A 14,431-nucleotide genomic window follows, 5' to 3' on the forward strand; every position below is an offset into this window, starting at 1 on the left:
CCTTGTTGATGTCCAGGATCAGTGCGCCGCCCAGCCGAGAAAGCGCAGTTCAAGCAGTTCGATGATGTAGTAGAAGACGACTCCCAGTACCGAGACCTGCACCAGGGCGGCGAACACCAGTGCGGTGTCCATCTGGCTGGAGGCGAACTGAATCATGTAGCCCAGCCCAGCCGAGGCGCCGACGAACTCGCCCACGATGGCGCCGATCACGCTCAGCGTGATGGCGACCTTCATGCCCGCCATGAGCGCCGGCAGCGACGCCGGCAGCTTCACGCGCGCCAGCACCTGGTTGGGCGTGGCGCCGATGGACTGCAGCAGCGACACCAGATTGGCATCGGCCGAGCGCAGGCCCACCAGCATGTTCAGGGTCACTGGAAAAAACGCCATGATGACAATCAGGGCGACCTTGGGCAGCAGGTCGTAGCCAAACCACAGGATGAGCAGCGGCGCCAGCGCGATCTTGGGCACGTTCTGGAACAGCACGATGAGCGGATAGCTCGCGCGCCCGAACCAGGCGAAGCGGTCCACCAGCAGCGCCACCACGATGCCCACGATGCAGGAGTACAGAAAGCCATAGAGGATTTCCGCGCCCGTCACCAGCGAGGCATGCATGAGCTCGCCCTGGCGCTCCAGCAGCACCGCGAGGATGCTCGACGGCGCGGGTACGACAAAGGCCGAGACTTCCAACGCCCTGACGCAAGCCTCCCATATCGCCAGGATGAGGAGGACCAGCACGATGCTGGGCGTGGCCGCCCGCAAGGCCAGGGCCAGCCGGCCCGGCGCCGCGGGCGCGGCGGTCAGCTTCTCTTTCATGGTTGTGCTCGTGCTCATCATGCATTGCCCTGTGCGTGTCCGGCTTTCAGCAGCTGGCGCAGCTGGAACGACTTCTGATGAAAGACCGGGCTGGAAAAAGTGCGCTCATTCTTGGGTCCGAGCAGGCCGATTTCCAGCTTCTCGACGATGCGGGCCGGATTGGTCGCCATGACATAGACACTGTCGGAGAGATAAACCGCCTCGTCGATGGAGTGGGTGACAAAGACAATGGTCTTTCCCGTGCGCCGCCAGATATCGAGCAGGAAATCGCTCATGGTCTCGCGCGTGATGGCGTCCAGGGCGCCGAAGGGCTCGTCCATCATCAGCACCTCGGGGTCCAGCGCCAGCGCGCGAGCGATGGACACGCGCTGCCGCATGCCGCCGGAGAGCTGCTTGGGATAGCGGTCGGCGGCATACTCCAGCCCCACCAGCCTGAGCATCTCGCGCCCGCGCTGGCGCAGTTCGCCCTTGGGACGCGATTGCACCAGCTCCATCAGCGAACACACATTCTCCAGCGCTGTCTTCCAGGGCATGAGGGCCGCTTCCTGGAACACCATGCCCACGCGCCGCTGGCGCACCGCCTCGGCCGGTGTGACGCCGGCCACCGAGACCTCCCCGCCCGTGGGCGGCACCAGGCCGGCAAAGACCTTGAGCAAGGTGCTCTTGCCGCAGCCCGACGGGCCGATGATGGAGGTAAACGAACCCTTGGCGATCTCGACATCGATACCTTGCAGGACGCGCACGCGCCCGGCCCGGGTGTCGAAGTCGACATTCAGCCCCTGGGCCCGTATCTGCGCGCCACAAGGCGGCGCGCCGGAATTCGCAAGCCTGGCCATGGCCTTAACCCGCGGCCACGGCCGTGGCGAAGGCCGGTTTTTGTTCGATGCGGGCCATCCATTGACGCAGATGCGGCAATTCCGGTTTTTTGTGCGGGAACTTCAAGCAACGGCGCACCAGCGGAGCCAGACAGATATCGGCCAGCGAGAATCCCTCGCCCGCCATCCAGGTCCTGCCGGCCAGATGCTCATCGAGCAGGGACAGCTCGGCCGTCAACAACTTGGAGGCCGCTTCCGTCTGCTCCTCGGGCGGCAGCTTGGCCTCCTTGAAGCCGGCCAGATAAGCGACATTCAGCGACGCCAGCGTCCAATCCATCCAACGCTCGACCTGGCTGCGCGCGGCCGGATCGCGCGGATAGAGCGCCGCGGCGTCCTGGACATTGGCGATATAACGCAGAATGGTGTGCGATTCCCAGATATGGAGGTCGCCGTCGCGCAAGGTGGGCACCTTCTGGGTGGGGTTCAAGGCTTTGTACTCGGCCGTCAGCGTGGTTCCCTCGAAAGTCTTGCCGTAATCGTGGCGCTTATAGGGCACCCCCAGCTCTTCCAGCAGAAAAAGCACTTTTTGCACATTGCCCGAGGTGGCGCGTCCCAGAACTTCCAGCATGATCAAACTCCCTTGTAATGTCGTTGCGGCCGCTTATTGCGGCTTGTAGGCGATGCACTCGATCTCGATCTTGGTATCGATGACCGCACGCGCTTCCACCGTGGTGCGCGCCAGCATGCCGTCCGAAAAAAACTCCTTGAACACACCGTTGTAGCGGCCGAAGTCGCGCGCATCCTCCAGATAAGTCGTCACCTTGACCACATCGGTCAGGTCGCAGCCCGCGGCCTGCAGGGCGCGCCGCATGGCCTCGATGGTGGCTCGCGTGAGCTGCTCGATGCTGCCTTCCAGCATGACCCCGTTCTCGTCCTTGGCCACCTGGCCCGAGACGAACACGAAGTCACCGGCGCGCACGGCCGGATGGAAAGGCAGGTTGGGATTCTTCTTGCCGAAGGCTTGTTGCAGGTAGGCCATGTTCAGTTTCCGTAGACAGTGCTTTCGATGATGTCCAGACCACGCTGGCGGTCCAGCAGATAGAGCAGACCGCGCGCGTCGGTGGTGACATCGTTGGAAGAGACCCGTTCGAAGCCGGCCGGCACGTCGGGCTCATAGAAACCCACCTCGCGCGGCCGGAAGGGATCGCTGATATCCACCAGGCGCAGCCCGCGCGCGAACCAGGCAAAAGGCAGCACGGTGCCGCTGAAGCGCTCGGCGGGCTGATGGCAGCCGGACATGGCCTCGCGCGGCTGGCCGTCCGGATCCACCCCATCGACCTGGAAGGTGGAGATGGGCATGGGCTGGCGCTCATCGCTGATGTCGAACAGCCAGGTGAAAGCTGGCGGCGAGGGCCGCAGCTTGGCGACGTCCTCGTCCGCGACCACCAGCACTTGCCGGCCCTTGAGCAGGCCCGGAATGGGCAAGGCGGTATGCGTAGGATGGGGATGGGCCGGACCCGTGTTGAACTGCGACACCAGCCTGGGCCGAGACATATCCTCGATATCGAGGATGAACATGCCGTGGTGCCAATAGGACACGTACAGACGATTGCCCATGCGCAGCGGATGATGGCAGCGCGGCGGCACATAGTTGTCCCAGGGATAGGCCTCGCCGCCCTCCACGTTCTGGCCCGGGATCCACCAGCGGCCGACCTCTTCGGGGCGGGCCGGATCCTTCAGGTCCAGGATCTTGACGATATTGCCGACATAGCCGGGCGCGGTCGGCGAAATATAGGCGTAGCGCCCGTCAAAGTCATAGCGATGCACGCCGCCGCCCTGTGTGCCCGTCTTCCAGTGGGTGATCAGGCGCGGCCGCTCGGGACGGCTGACGTCATAGATGCCCAGGCCGCCGCCGAAATCGTCGGCGCCGCTGCGGAATTTCTCATAGTTGACGATCATCAGGCCGTCCTGCGCCCTGACCTTGTGGGAGTGCCAGCCTATCGGCACCTCCAACGAGGCCAGCAGCCGCGGCTTGCGCGGATCGGCGACATCATAGATGGAGGTGCCATAAGGCGGGCGCATGTGGGAGACATACATCGTCGTCCCCTCGACCCAGACCTGCCCGCCCCCCTCGCAATCGACGTGCGCCACCAGCGAGGTGTTCCATTGTTTAGCCAAGACCCGCCTCCCTCAGACCAGCTCGATCAGGTCGCCCTGGGCCGTACGCGACCACTGATGAAACAGCCCCATGGCACGCAGGGCCGGCTCATCGCTGGCAATGAAGAGGATCAGCGGCTCGCTGCCGTCGTTGCGGTACTGCACCCAGTTCTCGCTGGGCACGGCCACCGTGTCGAAAGGCTCAAGCGCGAACTTTTGTTCGCCCACGGTCATGCTGCCCTGGCCCGAAAAAGGCGAAACCAGCAGGTTGGCGGTCTGTTTGAGAGGCAGCGTGGTTTCGCCGGGACGAACCATCTGCATGAAAAATGTCATCGTTCGATATACCGGTCCACCGCGCAAGGGATGGGTGTACTCGATCAGCACGCCCTCATGAGGGGACTCGTCCCAGTCGCGGAAGCGGTACAGCAGCTCGCGCATGGCCTCGTAGCGATAGACAAACATCGGCGAGGAGTCGCCGCCGCCGCGGCGATGGTCCAGGAAGCGCGGCGTCAGACCGCCGATGCCGTAGACCATGCGCGAATACTCGGTCTGGAACCGCGCGCTCTGCTTGCGCACCACCTCGCCGTTCTCCTGATAGTCATGCTGGAAGGACAACGCATTCAGGTTTTCGACCAAGGGATAGTCCAGCACGGACAGATTGATCGCCGGCTCACCGCCCAGGTTGCCGTGGTTGTGCCAGGTGTCGCGCGGCGTGAGCACCATGTCGCCCGGCAGGAAGGTGATGTCCTCGCCCTCCACGCCGGTGAAGTTCTGCTTGCCCGTCAGGCCGAAGCGCACGGCGCTGGCCGTGTGGGCATGGGGCGGCATGATTTCGTTGGGGTCATTCTGGCGGTAGGCCGTGTACAGCGTGGAAACCGTCGCACGCCTCGGCGCCAGGCCGGGGTTGATGAGGATGAGGGAGCGCCGGTCGGTGTTCTCGGTGGAGATCAGACGCGCCGACTGCGCCAACAGCGGTTGAATATCGCCGCGGAAGGACCAGCGATGCGCGACGGGCTTGGGCCCGTTCATCAGCTGCTTGATGTCGTCATGCTCGTCTTCCTCGCGCGCCCAGAACGGGAACATGTATTTGCGCTCGATTTCGCCATACATGGACAGCAGTTCCGCGGCGCGGTCGGTGGCCGTGTTTGCTTGCATAAGGTTCCCCTTGTTTGGTTATCACCATTCAACGGGAGAAAATCTAATAACAACCACTGGTTGTGTAAACACGATTTTGGTTTATTTATGGAAAACCCCTAACCTGAAACACGATTTCGTTAAAAAACCGATTTTTATCCTGTTGAATCAATGCTTTGTAAAATAACAACCAAATTCGACCAATAAACAACCATTCGGGTTTTCGATATTGCCCAGGAGCCGGGCAATCCATAAGATGGACGCAAAAAACGGAGGCCGGAAAACCATGTCACGCACCAGGCAACCCGAGGTATCGAACGATGTGGCCCGGCTGGTCACGCAGATCCGCGCCATCATTGGCAAGGGAGAAGAACTCCCACCCGAACGGGTGCTCGCCGGTCTGTTGAACGTCAATCGCCACCGGCTGCGCCTGGCGCTGGAAACCCTGCGGCAGGCCGCCGAATTGCCGCGTCCGGTTATCCGGCGCAACGACAGTCCGGTGCTAAAGAGTGATGTGGTGGTGCAGGACACCAATGCGTTGGAGGTCATCGAACTGCGCATGGTGCTGGAGCCGGCCATCGCGCGGCTGGCCGCTGTGCGGGCCTCGCCGGTGCAGATCGCCAAGATCCTGGAGGCCGCCACCACGCCGCGGGGCGTGACGCGCACAATAGGCGATATCGCCTTTCACAAACTGCTGGCCGACAGCTCCGGCAACCAGCTGGCGGCCAGCCTCTACGCCTTTCTGAGGCGCGTGGGATCGGATCACAGGCTGCATGTGCCGGCGGTCAGCGCGGTCACACGCGAGCGCATCGAACTGCGCGATCAGGAGCACCGCGCCATCGCCGAAGCGATCGCGGCGCGCTCGCCGGATGCGGCCGAACAGGCCATGCGGCAGCATCTGCGCCGCGTGCAGCACGAGATCGCCGACCGCCTGAACCCGCTGGCCACGACTGCCTGAGCTCAGCCCGAGCGCGGCATGGCGAAGGACATCCCGGCGGGCTGGGCCGCCCACCGCTGCATCACGCTCTTCTGGCGCGTGTAGAAGCGCACGCCCTCCTCGCCATACACATGCAGGTCGCCGAACAGCGATTGCTTCCAGCCGCCAAAACCCTGCCAGGCCGCCGGCACCGGGATGGGCACATTGACGCCCACCATGCCGACCTCGATGCCCTGCACGAAAGCGCGGGCGGCCGTGCCGCTGTCGGTATAAAGACTCACGCCATTGGCGAAATCGTGGCGGTTGATAAGCGCGATGGCCTCTTCGAGGGTGTCCACGTGCACGCAGGCCAGCACGGGGCCGAAGATTTCTTCGCGGTAGATGCGCATGGACGGCTGCACCCGATCGAAAACCGTGGGCCCCAGCCAATAGCCTTGTTCGCAACCCGCGCCGCAGGTAGCCGGATCGATATTCCGCCCGTCAAGCAGGAGACTCGCGCCCTCCTCCACGCCCGAGGCAATGTAGGAAGCAATGCGCTGACGCGCCGCCGCGCTCACGATGGCGCCCATTTCGGCCTCCTCATGCAGGCCGCGGCGCACCTTGAGCTCGCGCGATTTGCGCAGGATATGCGGCAATACCGCCTCGCCCGCGCCGCCCACGAACACCGCGACCGAAATCGCCATGCAGCGTTCTCCCGCGCTGCCAAAGGCGGCGCCCACCAGCGCATCGGCGGCCGCCTGCGCGTCGGCGTCCGGCATCACGACCAGATGATTCTTCGCGCCGCCCAGCGCCTGCACGCGCTTGCCTTCGCGCGCGCTGCGTTCATAGATCTGGCGCGCCACCGCGGTCGACCCGACAAAGGAAATCGCCTTCACGTCGGGATGATCGATCAAGGCATTGACGGCCTCGACGCCCCCCTGCACCACGCTGGCCACGCCGGCCGGCAAACCTGCCTGGGCCAGCATCTGCGCCAGGGCCAGGGAGGGCGAGGCGTCCAGGGGGCTGGGCTTGAGCACGAAGGCATTGCCCGTGGCCAGCGCCACCGGCATCATCCACAGCGGCACCATCACGGGAAAGTTGAAGGGCGTGATGCCCGCCGCCACGCCCAGCGGCTCGCGCTGCACCCAGTTGTCGATATTGCCGCCCACATTCACGGACATCGCGCTCTTGGTCAACTGAGGCGCGCCGCAGGCGAACTCGACCACCTCGATGCCGCGCATGACCTCGCCGCGCGCATCCGAAATCACCTTGCCGTGCTCGCGCGAGATCATGCGCGCCAGCGCCTCCTTGTTGTCGTCCAGGATGGCCAGGAAGCGGTTGAGCACGCGCGCGCGATGCAGGGCGCTCTTGGCTGCCCAGGCCGGCTGGACCGCCCGCGCCGCGGCGACCGCGCGCGCCACGGCCTGGCTGCCGCCCAGCGCCACCTCGGCCACCACCTCGCCCGTGGCCGGATCGTGTATGGCCTGAGAGCCATGCTCGGCGCCATCCTCGGCCTGGCCGCCTATCCAGTGCGTCAAGCGCCCGATCTGAGTTTCCATACTGTGCTCCCGTTGAGTAAGAAACCCCAGTCTAGACAAGCCACGGCGCGCCGCAATCCCTTATAGTTGGATAGACTGTTTATATGGATCAACAATAATGAGCGCTCCCGCCCTTGACCGCCTGGCCGACCTGAAGATGCTGGCCGTGCTGGCGGACACCCGCAGCTTTACCGCCGCGGCCCAGCGCCTGGGCGTGTCCAAGTCGCTGATCAGCTTGCGCATGAAGGCCCTGGAGCAGGAATTGGGCGTGGGCCTGTTATTGCGCACCACGCGCTCGGTGCGCCCCACCGAGGCCGGCGCCCTCCTGGTCGAACGCGCGCGCCCGGCGCTGGACGCGCTGGAAGACAGCCTGGGCGAAGTGCGCAACCTCAGCCGCGCTCCGCGCGGCCGGCTGCGCCTGACCGCGCCAGTGGCGCTGGGCCGCCAGCACCTGGGATCTGTGCTGCGCCAGCTCGGCCAGCAGTATCCCGACATCGCGCTGGAAGTCTATCTCTCGGACCGCTTCGTCAATCTGCGCCAGGAGGGCTTCGACTTCGCCTTGCGGCATGCCGATCAGGTCTCCGACGCCTACGTGAGCAAACGCCTGTGCGCCACGGGCGCCCACCTGGTGGCCAGCCCAGGCTATCTGGCCCGGCACGGCCTGCCCGCCCATCCGTCCGAACTGGCGCGTCACCGCTGCCTGCTCTACCGGGGCGACGAACGCAACCCGCAATGGTCTTTCGCGCCGCGCCAGGGGCGTGGTCCCGCCGTGCATGTCAAGCCCAGCGACTGCCTGAGCGTGAACAACAGCGAACTGCTGCGCGAATGCGCGGCCCACGGTCTGGGCATCGCCATGGTGCCGGACTTCAGCCTGGGCGCGGGGGCCGACCTGCAGGCTGTCCTGCCGGAGTGGGAGTGCTATGCCGGCTTCGGGCGCGCCCTCTACCTGCTTAAACCGTTTTCGGCCACCCCCACCGCGGCGCACCGCGTGGTGGAGAAAGCCCTGGCGGCCCATTTCCGGCCAGGCTTCACGCTTTGATCAGGCCGCCTCGTCCTGCGCGCTGGCCGTCGCTTCATTGAGCATGGTCACGCCCGGCAGGCCGCAGGCGTATACCGCCTGGGCCAGCGCCTCGACGGCCGCCAGGCGCGGAAAGCTGCGCCGCCAGGCCAGCACCACGCGGCGCGTGGGCGCCTGGCCCGCGAACGGCACATAGGTCAGCAGGCTCTTGCTGGCCGGCTGCTCGGGCACCGCCGTCACCGGCAACACCGTCACGCCGATGCCGGCGGCCACCATATGCCGTATGGTCTCCAACGAGGAGCCCTCGAACGTGCGCTGGATGCCGTCGCTGGTGGCCGAAAAGCGCGAGAGCTCCGGACAGACCTCCAGCACCTGGTCGCGGAAACAATGGCCGCTGCCCAACAGCAGCATGGTCTGCTGCTTGAGATCCTGCGCGTCGATGGACTCGCGCCTGGCCCATTCATGGTCATGCGGCACGGCCACCAGGAAAGGCTCGTCATACAGCGGCTGGGTCACCAGGCCGGCCTCGGGCAGGGGCAAGGCCATGATGGCGCAATCGATCTCGCCCTGGCGCAGCAGCTCCACCAGCCGCACGGTGAAATTCTCCTGCAGCAGCAAGGGCATTTGCGGTGTGCGCTCGATCTGCACCGGCACCAGGCGCGGCAGCAGATAGGGGCCTATCGTGTGGATCACGCCCACGCGCAGCGGCCCGGCCAGCGGATCATGGCCCTGGCGGGCGATCTCCTTGATGCTGGCGCTTTCTTCGAGGACCTTCTGCGCCTGCGCGACGATGCGCTGGCCTATCGGCGTGACCCCCACCTCGGAGCCGCCGCGCTCGAAGAGCGTGACGCCCAGTTCGTCCTCCAGCTTGCGGATGGCCACCGACAGCGTGGGCTGGCTGACGAAACAGGCCTCGGCGGCGCGGCCGAAATGGCGTTCGCGCGCCACCGCCACGATGTATTTCAGTTCAGTCAGGGTCATCGTGCCCGCTCCTGGAAAAAGGACCGCTCGCGGCGGCCCGCGCAAAGGTGGGAAGTCATGTTCGTAGAAAATCCTCGCGGCCCCGCATCCAGCGCGCCAGATGCGCCTGGACGGCCTGGGGATCATGCTGGCGCAGCCACACCGCCGTGTCGCGCGCGGCCTCGGCCAGGGCAATATCGCGGTCGATATCGGCAAAGCGCAACAACGCCAGGCCGGATTGCCGCGTGCCCAGGAACTCGCCCGGGCCGCGCTGCTCCAGGTCGCGCCGCGCGATCTCGAAACCATCGCTGGTCTCGAACATCGCCCGCAGGCGCTCGCGCGCCACCTGCGACAGCGGCGTCTGGTACAGCAGCACGCAGACCGACTCGGCTTCGCCGCGGCCCACGCGCCCGCGCAGCTGGTGCAGCTGCGCCAACCCGAAACGCTCGGCATGCTCGATCACCATGAGCGAGGCGTTGGGCACGTCCACGCCCACTTCGATGACGGTCGTGGCCACCAGCAGATCGATCTCGCCGGCCCGGAAGGCCGCCATCACGGCGGCCTTCTCCGCCTGCGGCAGCCGGCCATGCACCAGGCCCACCCGCAGGTCGGGCAATTCGGCGCACATGGCCTCATAGGTGTCGACGGCGGTCTGCAATTGCAGTGCCTCGCTTTCCTCGACCAGCGGACAGACCCAATAGGCCTGGCGTCCGGCGCGCGCGGCCTGGGCGATATGCTCGATCAGTTCGTCGCGCCGGGCCTCGGACAGCAGCTTGGTCAGCACGGGCGTGCGCCCGGGCGGCAGTTCGTCGATGACCGAGACGTCCAGGTCGGCGAAGAACGTCATGGCCAGCGTGCGGGGAATCGGCGTGGCGCTCATGCTCAGCTGGTGCGGCACCACCAGGCCCTCGGCCTCCTCGCCCTTGCGGTTCAGGGCCAGGCGCTGCCCGACGCCGAAGCGGTGCTGCTCATCGACGATGGACAGGCCCAGCCGGGGGAAATTCACCCCTTCCTGGATCAGCGCCTGGGTGCCCACCACGAGCTGGACCTCGCCCGCCTCGACGGCCTCGGCCGCCTTGCGGCGCGTCTTGGGCGTGAGGCTGCCGCTCATCCAGGCCACCGACACGCCCAGCGGCTCCAGCCAGCCGACCAGCTTGCGGAAATGCTGTTCGGCCAGGATCTCGGTCGGCGCCATCAAGGCCACCTGGAAGCCATTGGCGATGGCCTGCGCCGCCGCCAGCGCCGCCACCACGGTCTTGCCGCTGCCCACATCGCCCTGCAGCAGACGATGCATGGGATAGGGGCGCGCCAGGTCGGCGGCGATCTCGGCCACCACGCGCTGCTGAGCCCCGGTCAAGGTGAAGGGCAAGGCCGCATACAGGCGCGCCACCAGGCCGCCGGGGTCTTCATCGGCCGGCATCGAAGGCGCGCGCTTGTCGCGCCTTGCCGCGCGCGCGGCCGCCAGCGACAGCTGCTGGGCCAGCAATTCGTCGAACTTGATGCGCTGCCAGGCGGGATGGGCGCGCTCGATCAGGTCGTCCTCCGCCACGCCGGGCGGCGGCGCATGCAACAGACGCACCGCCTCGGCAAACGGCATCAGCCCATGGCGCTGGCGCACCGCTTCCGGCAGGGTGTCGTGCAGGTCCACCCGCTCCAGCGCCTGCGCCACGGCGCGGCGCAGCGCCGGCTGGGGCAGGCCATCGGTGCTGGGGTAGACCGGCGTCAGCGCCGTGGGCAGCTCGGTGTCGGCATTGCTCATGCGCGGATGGACCATCTCGCGGCCGAACAGGCCACCGCGCACTTCTCCGCGCGCGCGCAGCCGGCGGCCGGCCGTCAGCTGCTTCTGTTGGCTGGGATAGAAATTCAGCCAGCGCAGTTGCAGCTCGCCGCTGTCATCGGCGATGACGGCCGTCAACTGGCGGCGCGGCCGATACAGCACTTCGGAACGCAGGATCTCGCCCTCGACCTGGGCCGGACAGCCCGGCCGCGCCGAGGCAATCGGCGTGATCCGCGTCTCATCCTCATAGCGCAGTGGCAGATGCAGCACGAAATCCTCGGGCTCGACCAGGCCGAGGTTGTGCAGGCGGCGCTCGGTATCCGAGCGCGCGCCGGATGCGCGGCTGGCGGCAGCCTTGGCTTGGGCAGGCATGATGGCCGCGCGATGCCGCTCAGAGGACCAGGATGGCCTCGACCTCGAATTGCGCCCCCTTGGGCAGGCTGGCCACGCCGACGGTGGAACGCGCCGGGAAAGGCTGCGGAATCAGTTCGGCCATGATGGCATTGGCCGCGGTGAACTTGCTCAGGTCGGTCAGGAAGAGCGTGAGCTTGACGATATCGTTCAGCGTGCCGCCGGCTTCCTTGATGACGGCCTGCATATTGGCGAAAGCCTGGCGCACCTGGGCGTCGAAATTCTCCGACACCAGATCGCCGGTGCCCGGCTCCAGGCCGATCTGGCCCGAGAGATACACCGTTTTCGAACCCGTTGCGGCCACGGCCTGCGAATAGGGGCCGACGGCGGCAGGCGCCGCATCAGTATGGATGATCTGCTTGCTCATGGGCGACTCCTTGGTATCGATAAGTATGACTATCGAAGTTTAAACAGCAATAGGCGCTTGTGAAAGTGGCAGGGTGCCAGGCGGATGCAAGCTGACGCCCCCTACAATCATCGGACCCTGGTTTTACGTCTCGCCATGTCCCTGTCCGCCCTCCGCGCCCGCAGCGCCTTTACCCTGACCGTGCTGCTGGTGGGCCTGGCGGCCGGCGTCGTGGGCCTGCTGCTGGCCCTGCTGCTGCACGCCGTCCAGCATCTGGCCTTTGGCTACAGTCTGGACGCTCTGTTTCTCAGCCATCAGACTTTTCTTGAAGGCGTGCGCGCCGCCACGCCCGAGCGCCGCGTGCTCGCCCTGCTGGGCTGCGGCCTGGTCGCCGGCCTGGGCTGGTGGGCGCTGTATCGCTGGGGCCGCCCCCTGGTGAGCGTCAAGGCCACGCTCTCGCCGGCCGCGCCGCCCATGCCGCCCGGCTCCACCCTGGTCCATGCCCTGCTGCAAATCGTCACCGTGGGCCTGGGCTCGCCCCTGGGACGCGAGGCCGCCCCCCGTGAAGTCTCGGCCATGCTGGCCAGCGGCCTGGCGCGCTATGCGGGCTTGAATGCCGAACAGCGCCGCCTGCTGGTCGCCTGCGCGGCGGGCGCGGGCCTGGCCGCGGTCTATAACGTGCCGCTGGGCGGCGCCGTGTTTGCCCTCGAAGGACTGCTGGCCAGTTTCAGCTGGCAGGCCGCCCTGATCGCCCTGGCCACGTCGGCCATCGCCGCCGCCGTCGCCTGGCTGGGCCTGGGCATGGGTGTGCAATATGTCATCGGCCCCATGGACATCCACCTGAGCCTGCTGGCCTGGGCCATCCTGGCCGGCCCGGTCATCGGCCTGGCCGCCCATGGTTTCTCGCGCCTGACCCAGGCCGCCAGGGCGCGCGCCTCGCGCGGCTGGAGACTGCCCGCGCACGCCCTGCTCAACTTCGCGCTCATCGGCCTGCTCGCGACATCCTTTCCCGCCCTCCTGGGCAATGGCAAGGGTCCGGCGCAGCTGGGCTTTGACGGCGCCCTGACCCTCGCCGCCGCGGCCGCCCTGCTCTGCCTGAAGGTGCTGGTCACGGCCACCACGCTGCGGGCCGGCGCCTCGGGCGGCCTGCTCACGCCCGGCCTGGCCTGCGGCGCGCTGTTGGCCACGCTGCTGGGCGGGCTATGGAATCTGCTCTGGCCGGGCGCGCCCCTGGGCGCCTACGCCATCATCGGCGCGGCGGCCTTTCTGGGCACGTCCATGCACCTGCCGTTCACGGCCATCGTGCTGGTGATGGAATTCACCCAGGTCAACCATAATTTCGTCGTGCCCATCGCCCTGGCGCTGGCCGGCGCGCTGGCCACGGCCCGGCTGCTCGACCACGGCTGAAAACAAAAAAGCCCATCGATGATGGGCTTTGCTTGGGCACGAGGACAGGTCATTTGTCGACGAAGGCGCGCTCGTAGACGTAATCGCCCGGTTCGCCCACGCCCGGCGAGACCTGGAAGCCGCGCGCATCCAGCATGGCGCGGATGTCGGCCAGCATATGCGGGCTGCCGCAAATCATGCCCCGGTCGGTCTCGGGATTGAGCGGCGGCAGGCCGATGTCTTCGAACAGCTTGCCGCTTTCCACCAGTTCGGTGATACGGCCCTGGTTGCGGAAAGGCTCGCGCGTCACCGTGGGGTAGTAGATCAGCTTGTCGCGCACCACGTCGCCGAAGAATTCGTTGCCGGGCAGATCCTGGCCGATGAAATCGGCATAGGCCAGCTCGCTCACGTAGCGCACGCCATGCAGCAGCACCACCTTGTCGAAGCGCTCGTACACCTCGGGGTCCTTGATGATGCTCATGAAGGGCGCCAGGCCCGTGCCGGTGGCGAACAGGTAGAGGTGCTTGCCCGGGCGCAGGTCGTCGACCACCAGGGTGCCCACCGGCTTGCGGCTCACCAGGATGCTGTCGCCTTCCTTCAGGTGCTGCAGGCGCGAGGTCAGCGGGCCGTCCTGGACCTTGATGCTGAGGAATTCGAGGTTTTCCTCGTAGTTGGCGCTGGCGATACTGTAGGCGCGCATGAGGGGCTTGCCCTCGACCTCCAGGCCGATCATGACGAAATGACCATTATGGAAGCGCAGCGCGGCATCGCGGGTGGTCGTGAACGAAAAGAGAGTGTCGTTCCAGTGGTGCACGCTCAGGACGCGCTCAGTATTGAAAGCAGCCATATCGTTCTAGAAGTTGAGGCGCCGCACAGGCGCCCCCGGGTTTGGCCTAAAGAATGGACCTAGGGTTAGTACCGATTTTACTCCATCCACCTGATAATTGCTCTCATTAATCGTTATACCCATATAGCCAAAACAGGGGTAATTCCGCCCTTTTCTGACTTGGCGCAATACCGACACCTGTTCAGACCCCGTTTATTTGTCCGCCGGCCGCGCCCCCAGGAGCTTTCATTCAGTTGAATGATCCGGGGCTTCCTGCTATCTTGCGCATCTTGTTGATAATCATTTTCGTTATGCGGCGCCCCACGGCGCCTAG

General features: G+C 66.0%; 14 protein-coding genes. 3 read left to right on the top strand and 11 right to left on the bottom strand.

The window, feature by feature from the left end:
• Window positions 1-18: 18 nt before the first annotated feature.
• Genes L540_RS00085 through L540_RS00110 form a run of 6 tightly spaced genes read right to left on the bottom strand, consistent with a single transcriptional unit; the run spans window position 19 to window position 4,940 of the window.
• Complete coding sequence (locus L540_RS00085; protein ID WP_048025712.1) at window positions 19-813, bottom strand: ABC transporter permease; 795 nt, start codon at window positions 811-813, stop codon at window positions 19-21.
• 17 nt (window positions 814-830) lie between these two features.
• The gene (locus L540_RS00090; RefSeq protein ID WP_043209040.1) at window positions 831-1,649 is read right to left on the bottom strand and encodes an ABC transporter ATP-binding protein; all 819 of its coding nucleotides are present in this window, start codon (window positions 1,647-1,649) and stop codon (window positions 831-833) included.
• A 4-nt stretch (window positions 1,650-1,653) separates the two neighbouring features.
• Window positions 1,654-2,256: a glutathione S-transferase family protein gene (locus tag L540_RS00095; protein ID WP_043209042.1), complete on the bottom strand. Its 603-nt coding sequence runs from the start codon at window positions 2,254-2,256 to the stop codon at window positions 1,654-1,656.
• Between the two features lie 33 nt (window positions 2,257-2,289).
• The gene (locus L540_RS00100) at window positions 2,290-2,667 is read right to left on the bottom strand and encodes a RidA family protein (RefSeq protein ID WP_043209045.1); all 378 of its coding nucleotides are present in this window, start codon (window positions 2,665-2,667) and stop codon (window positions 2,290-2,292) included.
• 2 nt (window positions 2,668-2,669) lie between these two features.
• Window positions 2,670-3,806: an LVIVD repeat-containing protein gene (locus L540_RS00105; RefSeq protein ID WP_043209046.1), complete on the bottom strand. Its 1,137-nt coding sequence runs from the start codon at window positions 3,804-3,806 to the stop codon at window positions 2,670-2,672.
• A 12-nt stretch (window positions 3,807-3,818) separates the two neighbouring features.
• A complete protein-coding gene (locus L540_RS00110) occupies window positions 3,819-4,940 on the bottom strand; it encodes a cupin domain-containing protein (protein WP_043209048.1) in 1,122 nt (373 codons plus the stop codon).
• A 265-nt stretch (window positions 4,941-5,205) separates the two neighbouring features.
• On the opposite strand from L540_RS00110, the gene L540_RS00115 reads away from it, so the two are divergent.
• Window positions 5,206-5,877 (top strand): FadR/GntR family transcriptional regulator, encoded by a 672-nt coding sequence (locus L540_RS00115; protein ID WP_043209050.1) that lies wholly within the window; start codon window positions 5,206-5,208, stop codon window positions 5,875-5,877.
• 2 nt (window positions 5,878-5,879) lie between these two features.
• Here the strand turns inward: L540_RS00115 and L540_RS00120 are convergent, their stop codons facing one another.
• Window positions 5,880-7,394 carry a CoA-acylating methylmalonate-semialdehyde dehydrogenase gene (locus L540_RS00120; protein WP_043209052.1) on the bottom strand — a complete coding sequence of 505 codons (1,515 nt, stop codon included), beginning with the start codon at window positions 7,392-7,394 and terminating at the stop codon, window positions 5,880-5,882.
• A 136-nt stretch (window positions 7,395-7,530) separates the two neighbouring features.
• Between L540_RS00120 and L540_RS00125 the strand changes: the two genes are divergently transcribed.
• Window positions 7,531-8,412 carry a LysR family transcriptional regulator gene (locus L540_RS00125; protein ID WP_043209413.1) on the top strand — a complete coding sequence of 294 codons (882 nt, stop codon included), beginning with the start codon at window positions 7,531-7,533 and terminating at the stop codon, window positions 8,410-8,412.
• Here L540_RS00125 and L540_RS00130 read toward each other — a convergent pair whose 3' ends face one another.
• From L540_RS00130 to L540_RS00140, 3 genes are read right to left on the bottom strand one after another with little or no spacing between them, the layout of a single operon-like run.
• Window positions 8,413-9,372, bottom strand: coding sequence for a LysR substrate-binding domain-containing protein (locus tag L540_RS00130; RefSeq protein WP_043209054.1), 960 nt, complete (start codon window positions 9,370-9,372; stop codon window positions 8,413-8,415). It abuts the gene before it with no gap.
• A 55-nt stretch (window positions 9,373-9,427) separates the two neighbouring features.
• On the bottom strand, window positions 9,428-11,500 hold the full coding sequence (gene recG / locus L540_RS00135; protein WP_043209057.1) for an ATP-dependent DNA helicase RecG: 2,073 nt from the start codon (window positions 11,498-11,500) through the stop codon (window positions 9,428-9,430).
• A gap of 19 nt (window positions 11,501-11,519) precedes the next feature.
• Complete coding sequence (locus tag L540_RS00140; protein WP_043209059.1) at window positions 11,520-11,906, bottom strand: Rid family detoxifying hydrolase; 387 nt, start codon at window positions 11,904-11,906, stop codon at window positions 11,520-11,522.
• A gap of 135 nt (window positions 11,907-12,041) precedes the next feature.
• On the opposite strand from L540_RS00140, the gene L540_RS00145 reads away from it, so the two are divergent.
• Complete coding sequence (locus L540_RS00145) at window positions 12,042-13,292, top strand: chloride channel protein (protein ID WP_043209060.1); 1,251 nt, start codon at window positions 12,042-12,044, stop codon at window positions 13,290-13,292.
• Window positions 13,293-13,341: 49 nt separating this feature from the next.
• On the opposite strand, the gene L540_RS00150 is transcribed toward L540_RS00145, so the two are convergent.
• Window positions 13,342-14,118, bottom strand: a complete 777-nt coding sequence (locus tag L540_RS00150) for a ferredoxin--NADP reductase (RefSeq protein WP_043209062.1) — start codon at window positions 14,116-14,118, stop codon at window positions 13,342-13,344.
• Window positions 14,119-14,431: the final 313 nt, after the last annotated feature.

The sequence above is a fragment of the Bordetella pseudohinzii genome (assembly GCF_000657795.2).
GTDB classification, from domain to species: domain Bacteria; phylum Pseudomonadota; class Gammaproteobacteria; order Burkholderiales; family Burkholderiaceae_B; genus Bordetella; species Bordetella pseudohinzii.

Bases quoted from the DNA above. Each gene is read 5' to 3' on its own strand.
- L540_RS00095 (WP_043209042.1), bottom strand. From the start codon at position 2,256: ATGCTGGAAGTTCTGGGACGCGCCACCTCGGGCAATGTGCAAAAAGTG.
- L540_RS00115 (WP_043209050.1), top strand. From the start codon at position 5,206: ATGTCACGCACCAGGCAACCCGAGGTATCGAACGATGTGGCCCGGCTG.
- L540_RS00110 (WP_043209048.1), bottom strand. From the start codon at position 4,940: ATGCAAGCAAACACGGCCACCGACCGCGCCGCGGAACTGCTGTCCATG.
- L540_RS00140 (WP_043209059.1), bottom strand. From the start codon at position 11,906: ATGAGCAAGCAGATCATCCATACTGATGCGGCGCCTGCCGCCGTCGGC.
- L540_RS00130 (WP_043209054.1), bottom strand. From the start codon at position 9,372: ATGACCCTGACTGAACTGAAATACATCGTGGCGGTGGCGCGCGAACGC.
- L540_RS00145 (WP_043209060.1), top strand. From the start codon at position 12,042: ATGTCCCTGTCCGCCCTCCGCGCCCGCAGCGCCTTTACCCTGACCGTG.
- L540_RS00150 (WP_043209062.1), bottom strand. From the start codon at position 14,118: ATGGCTGCTTTCAATACTGAGCGCGTCCTGAGCGTGCACCACTGGAAC.
- L540_RS00090 (WP_043209040.1), bottom strand. From the start codon at position 1,649: ATGGCCAGGCTTGCGAATTCCGGCGCGCCGCCTTGTGGCGCGCAGATA.
- L540_RS00125 (WP_043209413.1), top strand. From the start codon at position 7,531: ATGCTGGCCGTGCTGGCGGACACCCGCAGCTTTACCGCCGCGGCCCAG.
- L540_RS00120 (WP_043209052.1), bottom strand. From the start codon at position 7,394: ATGGAAACTCAGATCGGGCGCTTGACGCACTGGATAGGCGGCCAGGCC.
- L540_RS00085 (WP_048025712.1), bottom strand. From the start codon at position 813: ATGAAAGAGAAGCTGACCGCCGCGCCCGCGGCGCCGGGCCGGCTGGCC.
- L540_RS00100 (WP_043209045.1), bottom strand. From the start codon at position 2,667: ATGGCCTACCTGCAACAAGCCTTCGGCAAGAAGAATCCCAACCTGCCT.
- recG (WP_043209057.1), bottom strand. From the start codon at position 11,500: ATGCCTGCCCAAGCCAAGGCTGCCGCCAGCCGCGCATCCGGCGCGCGC.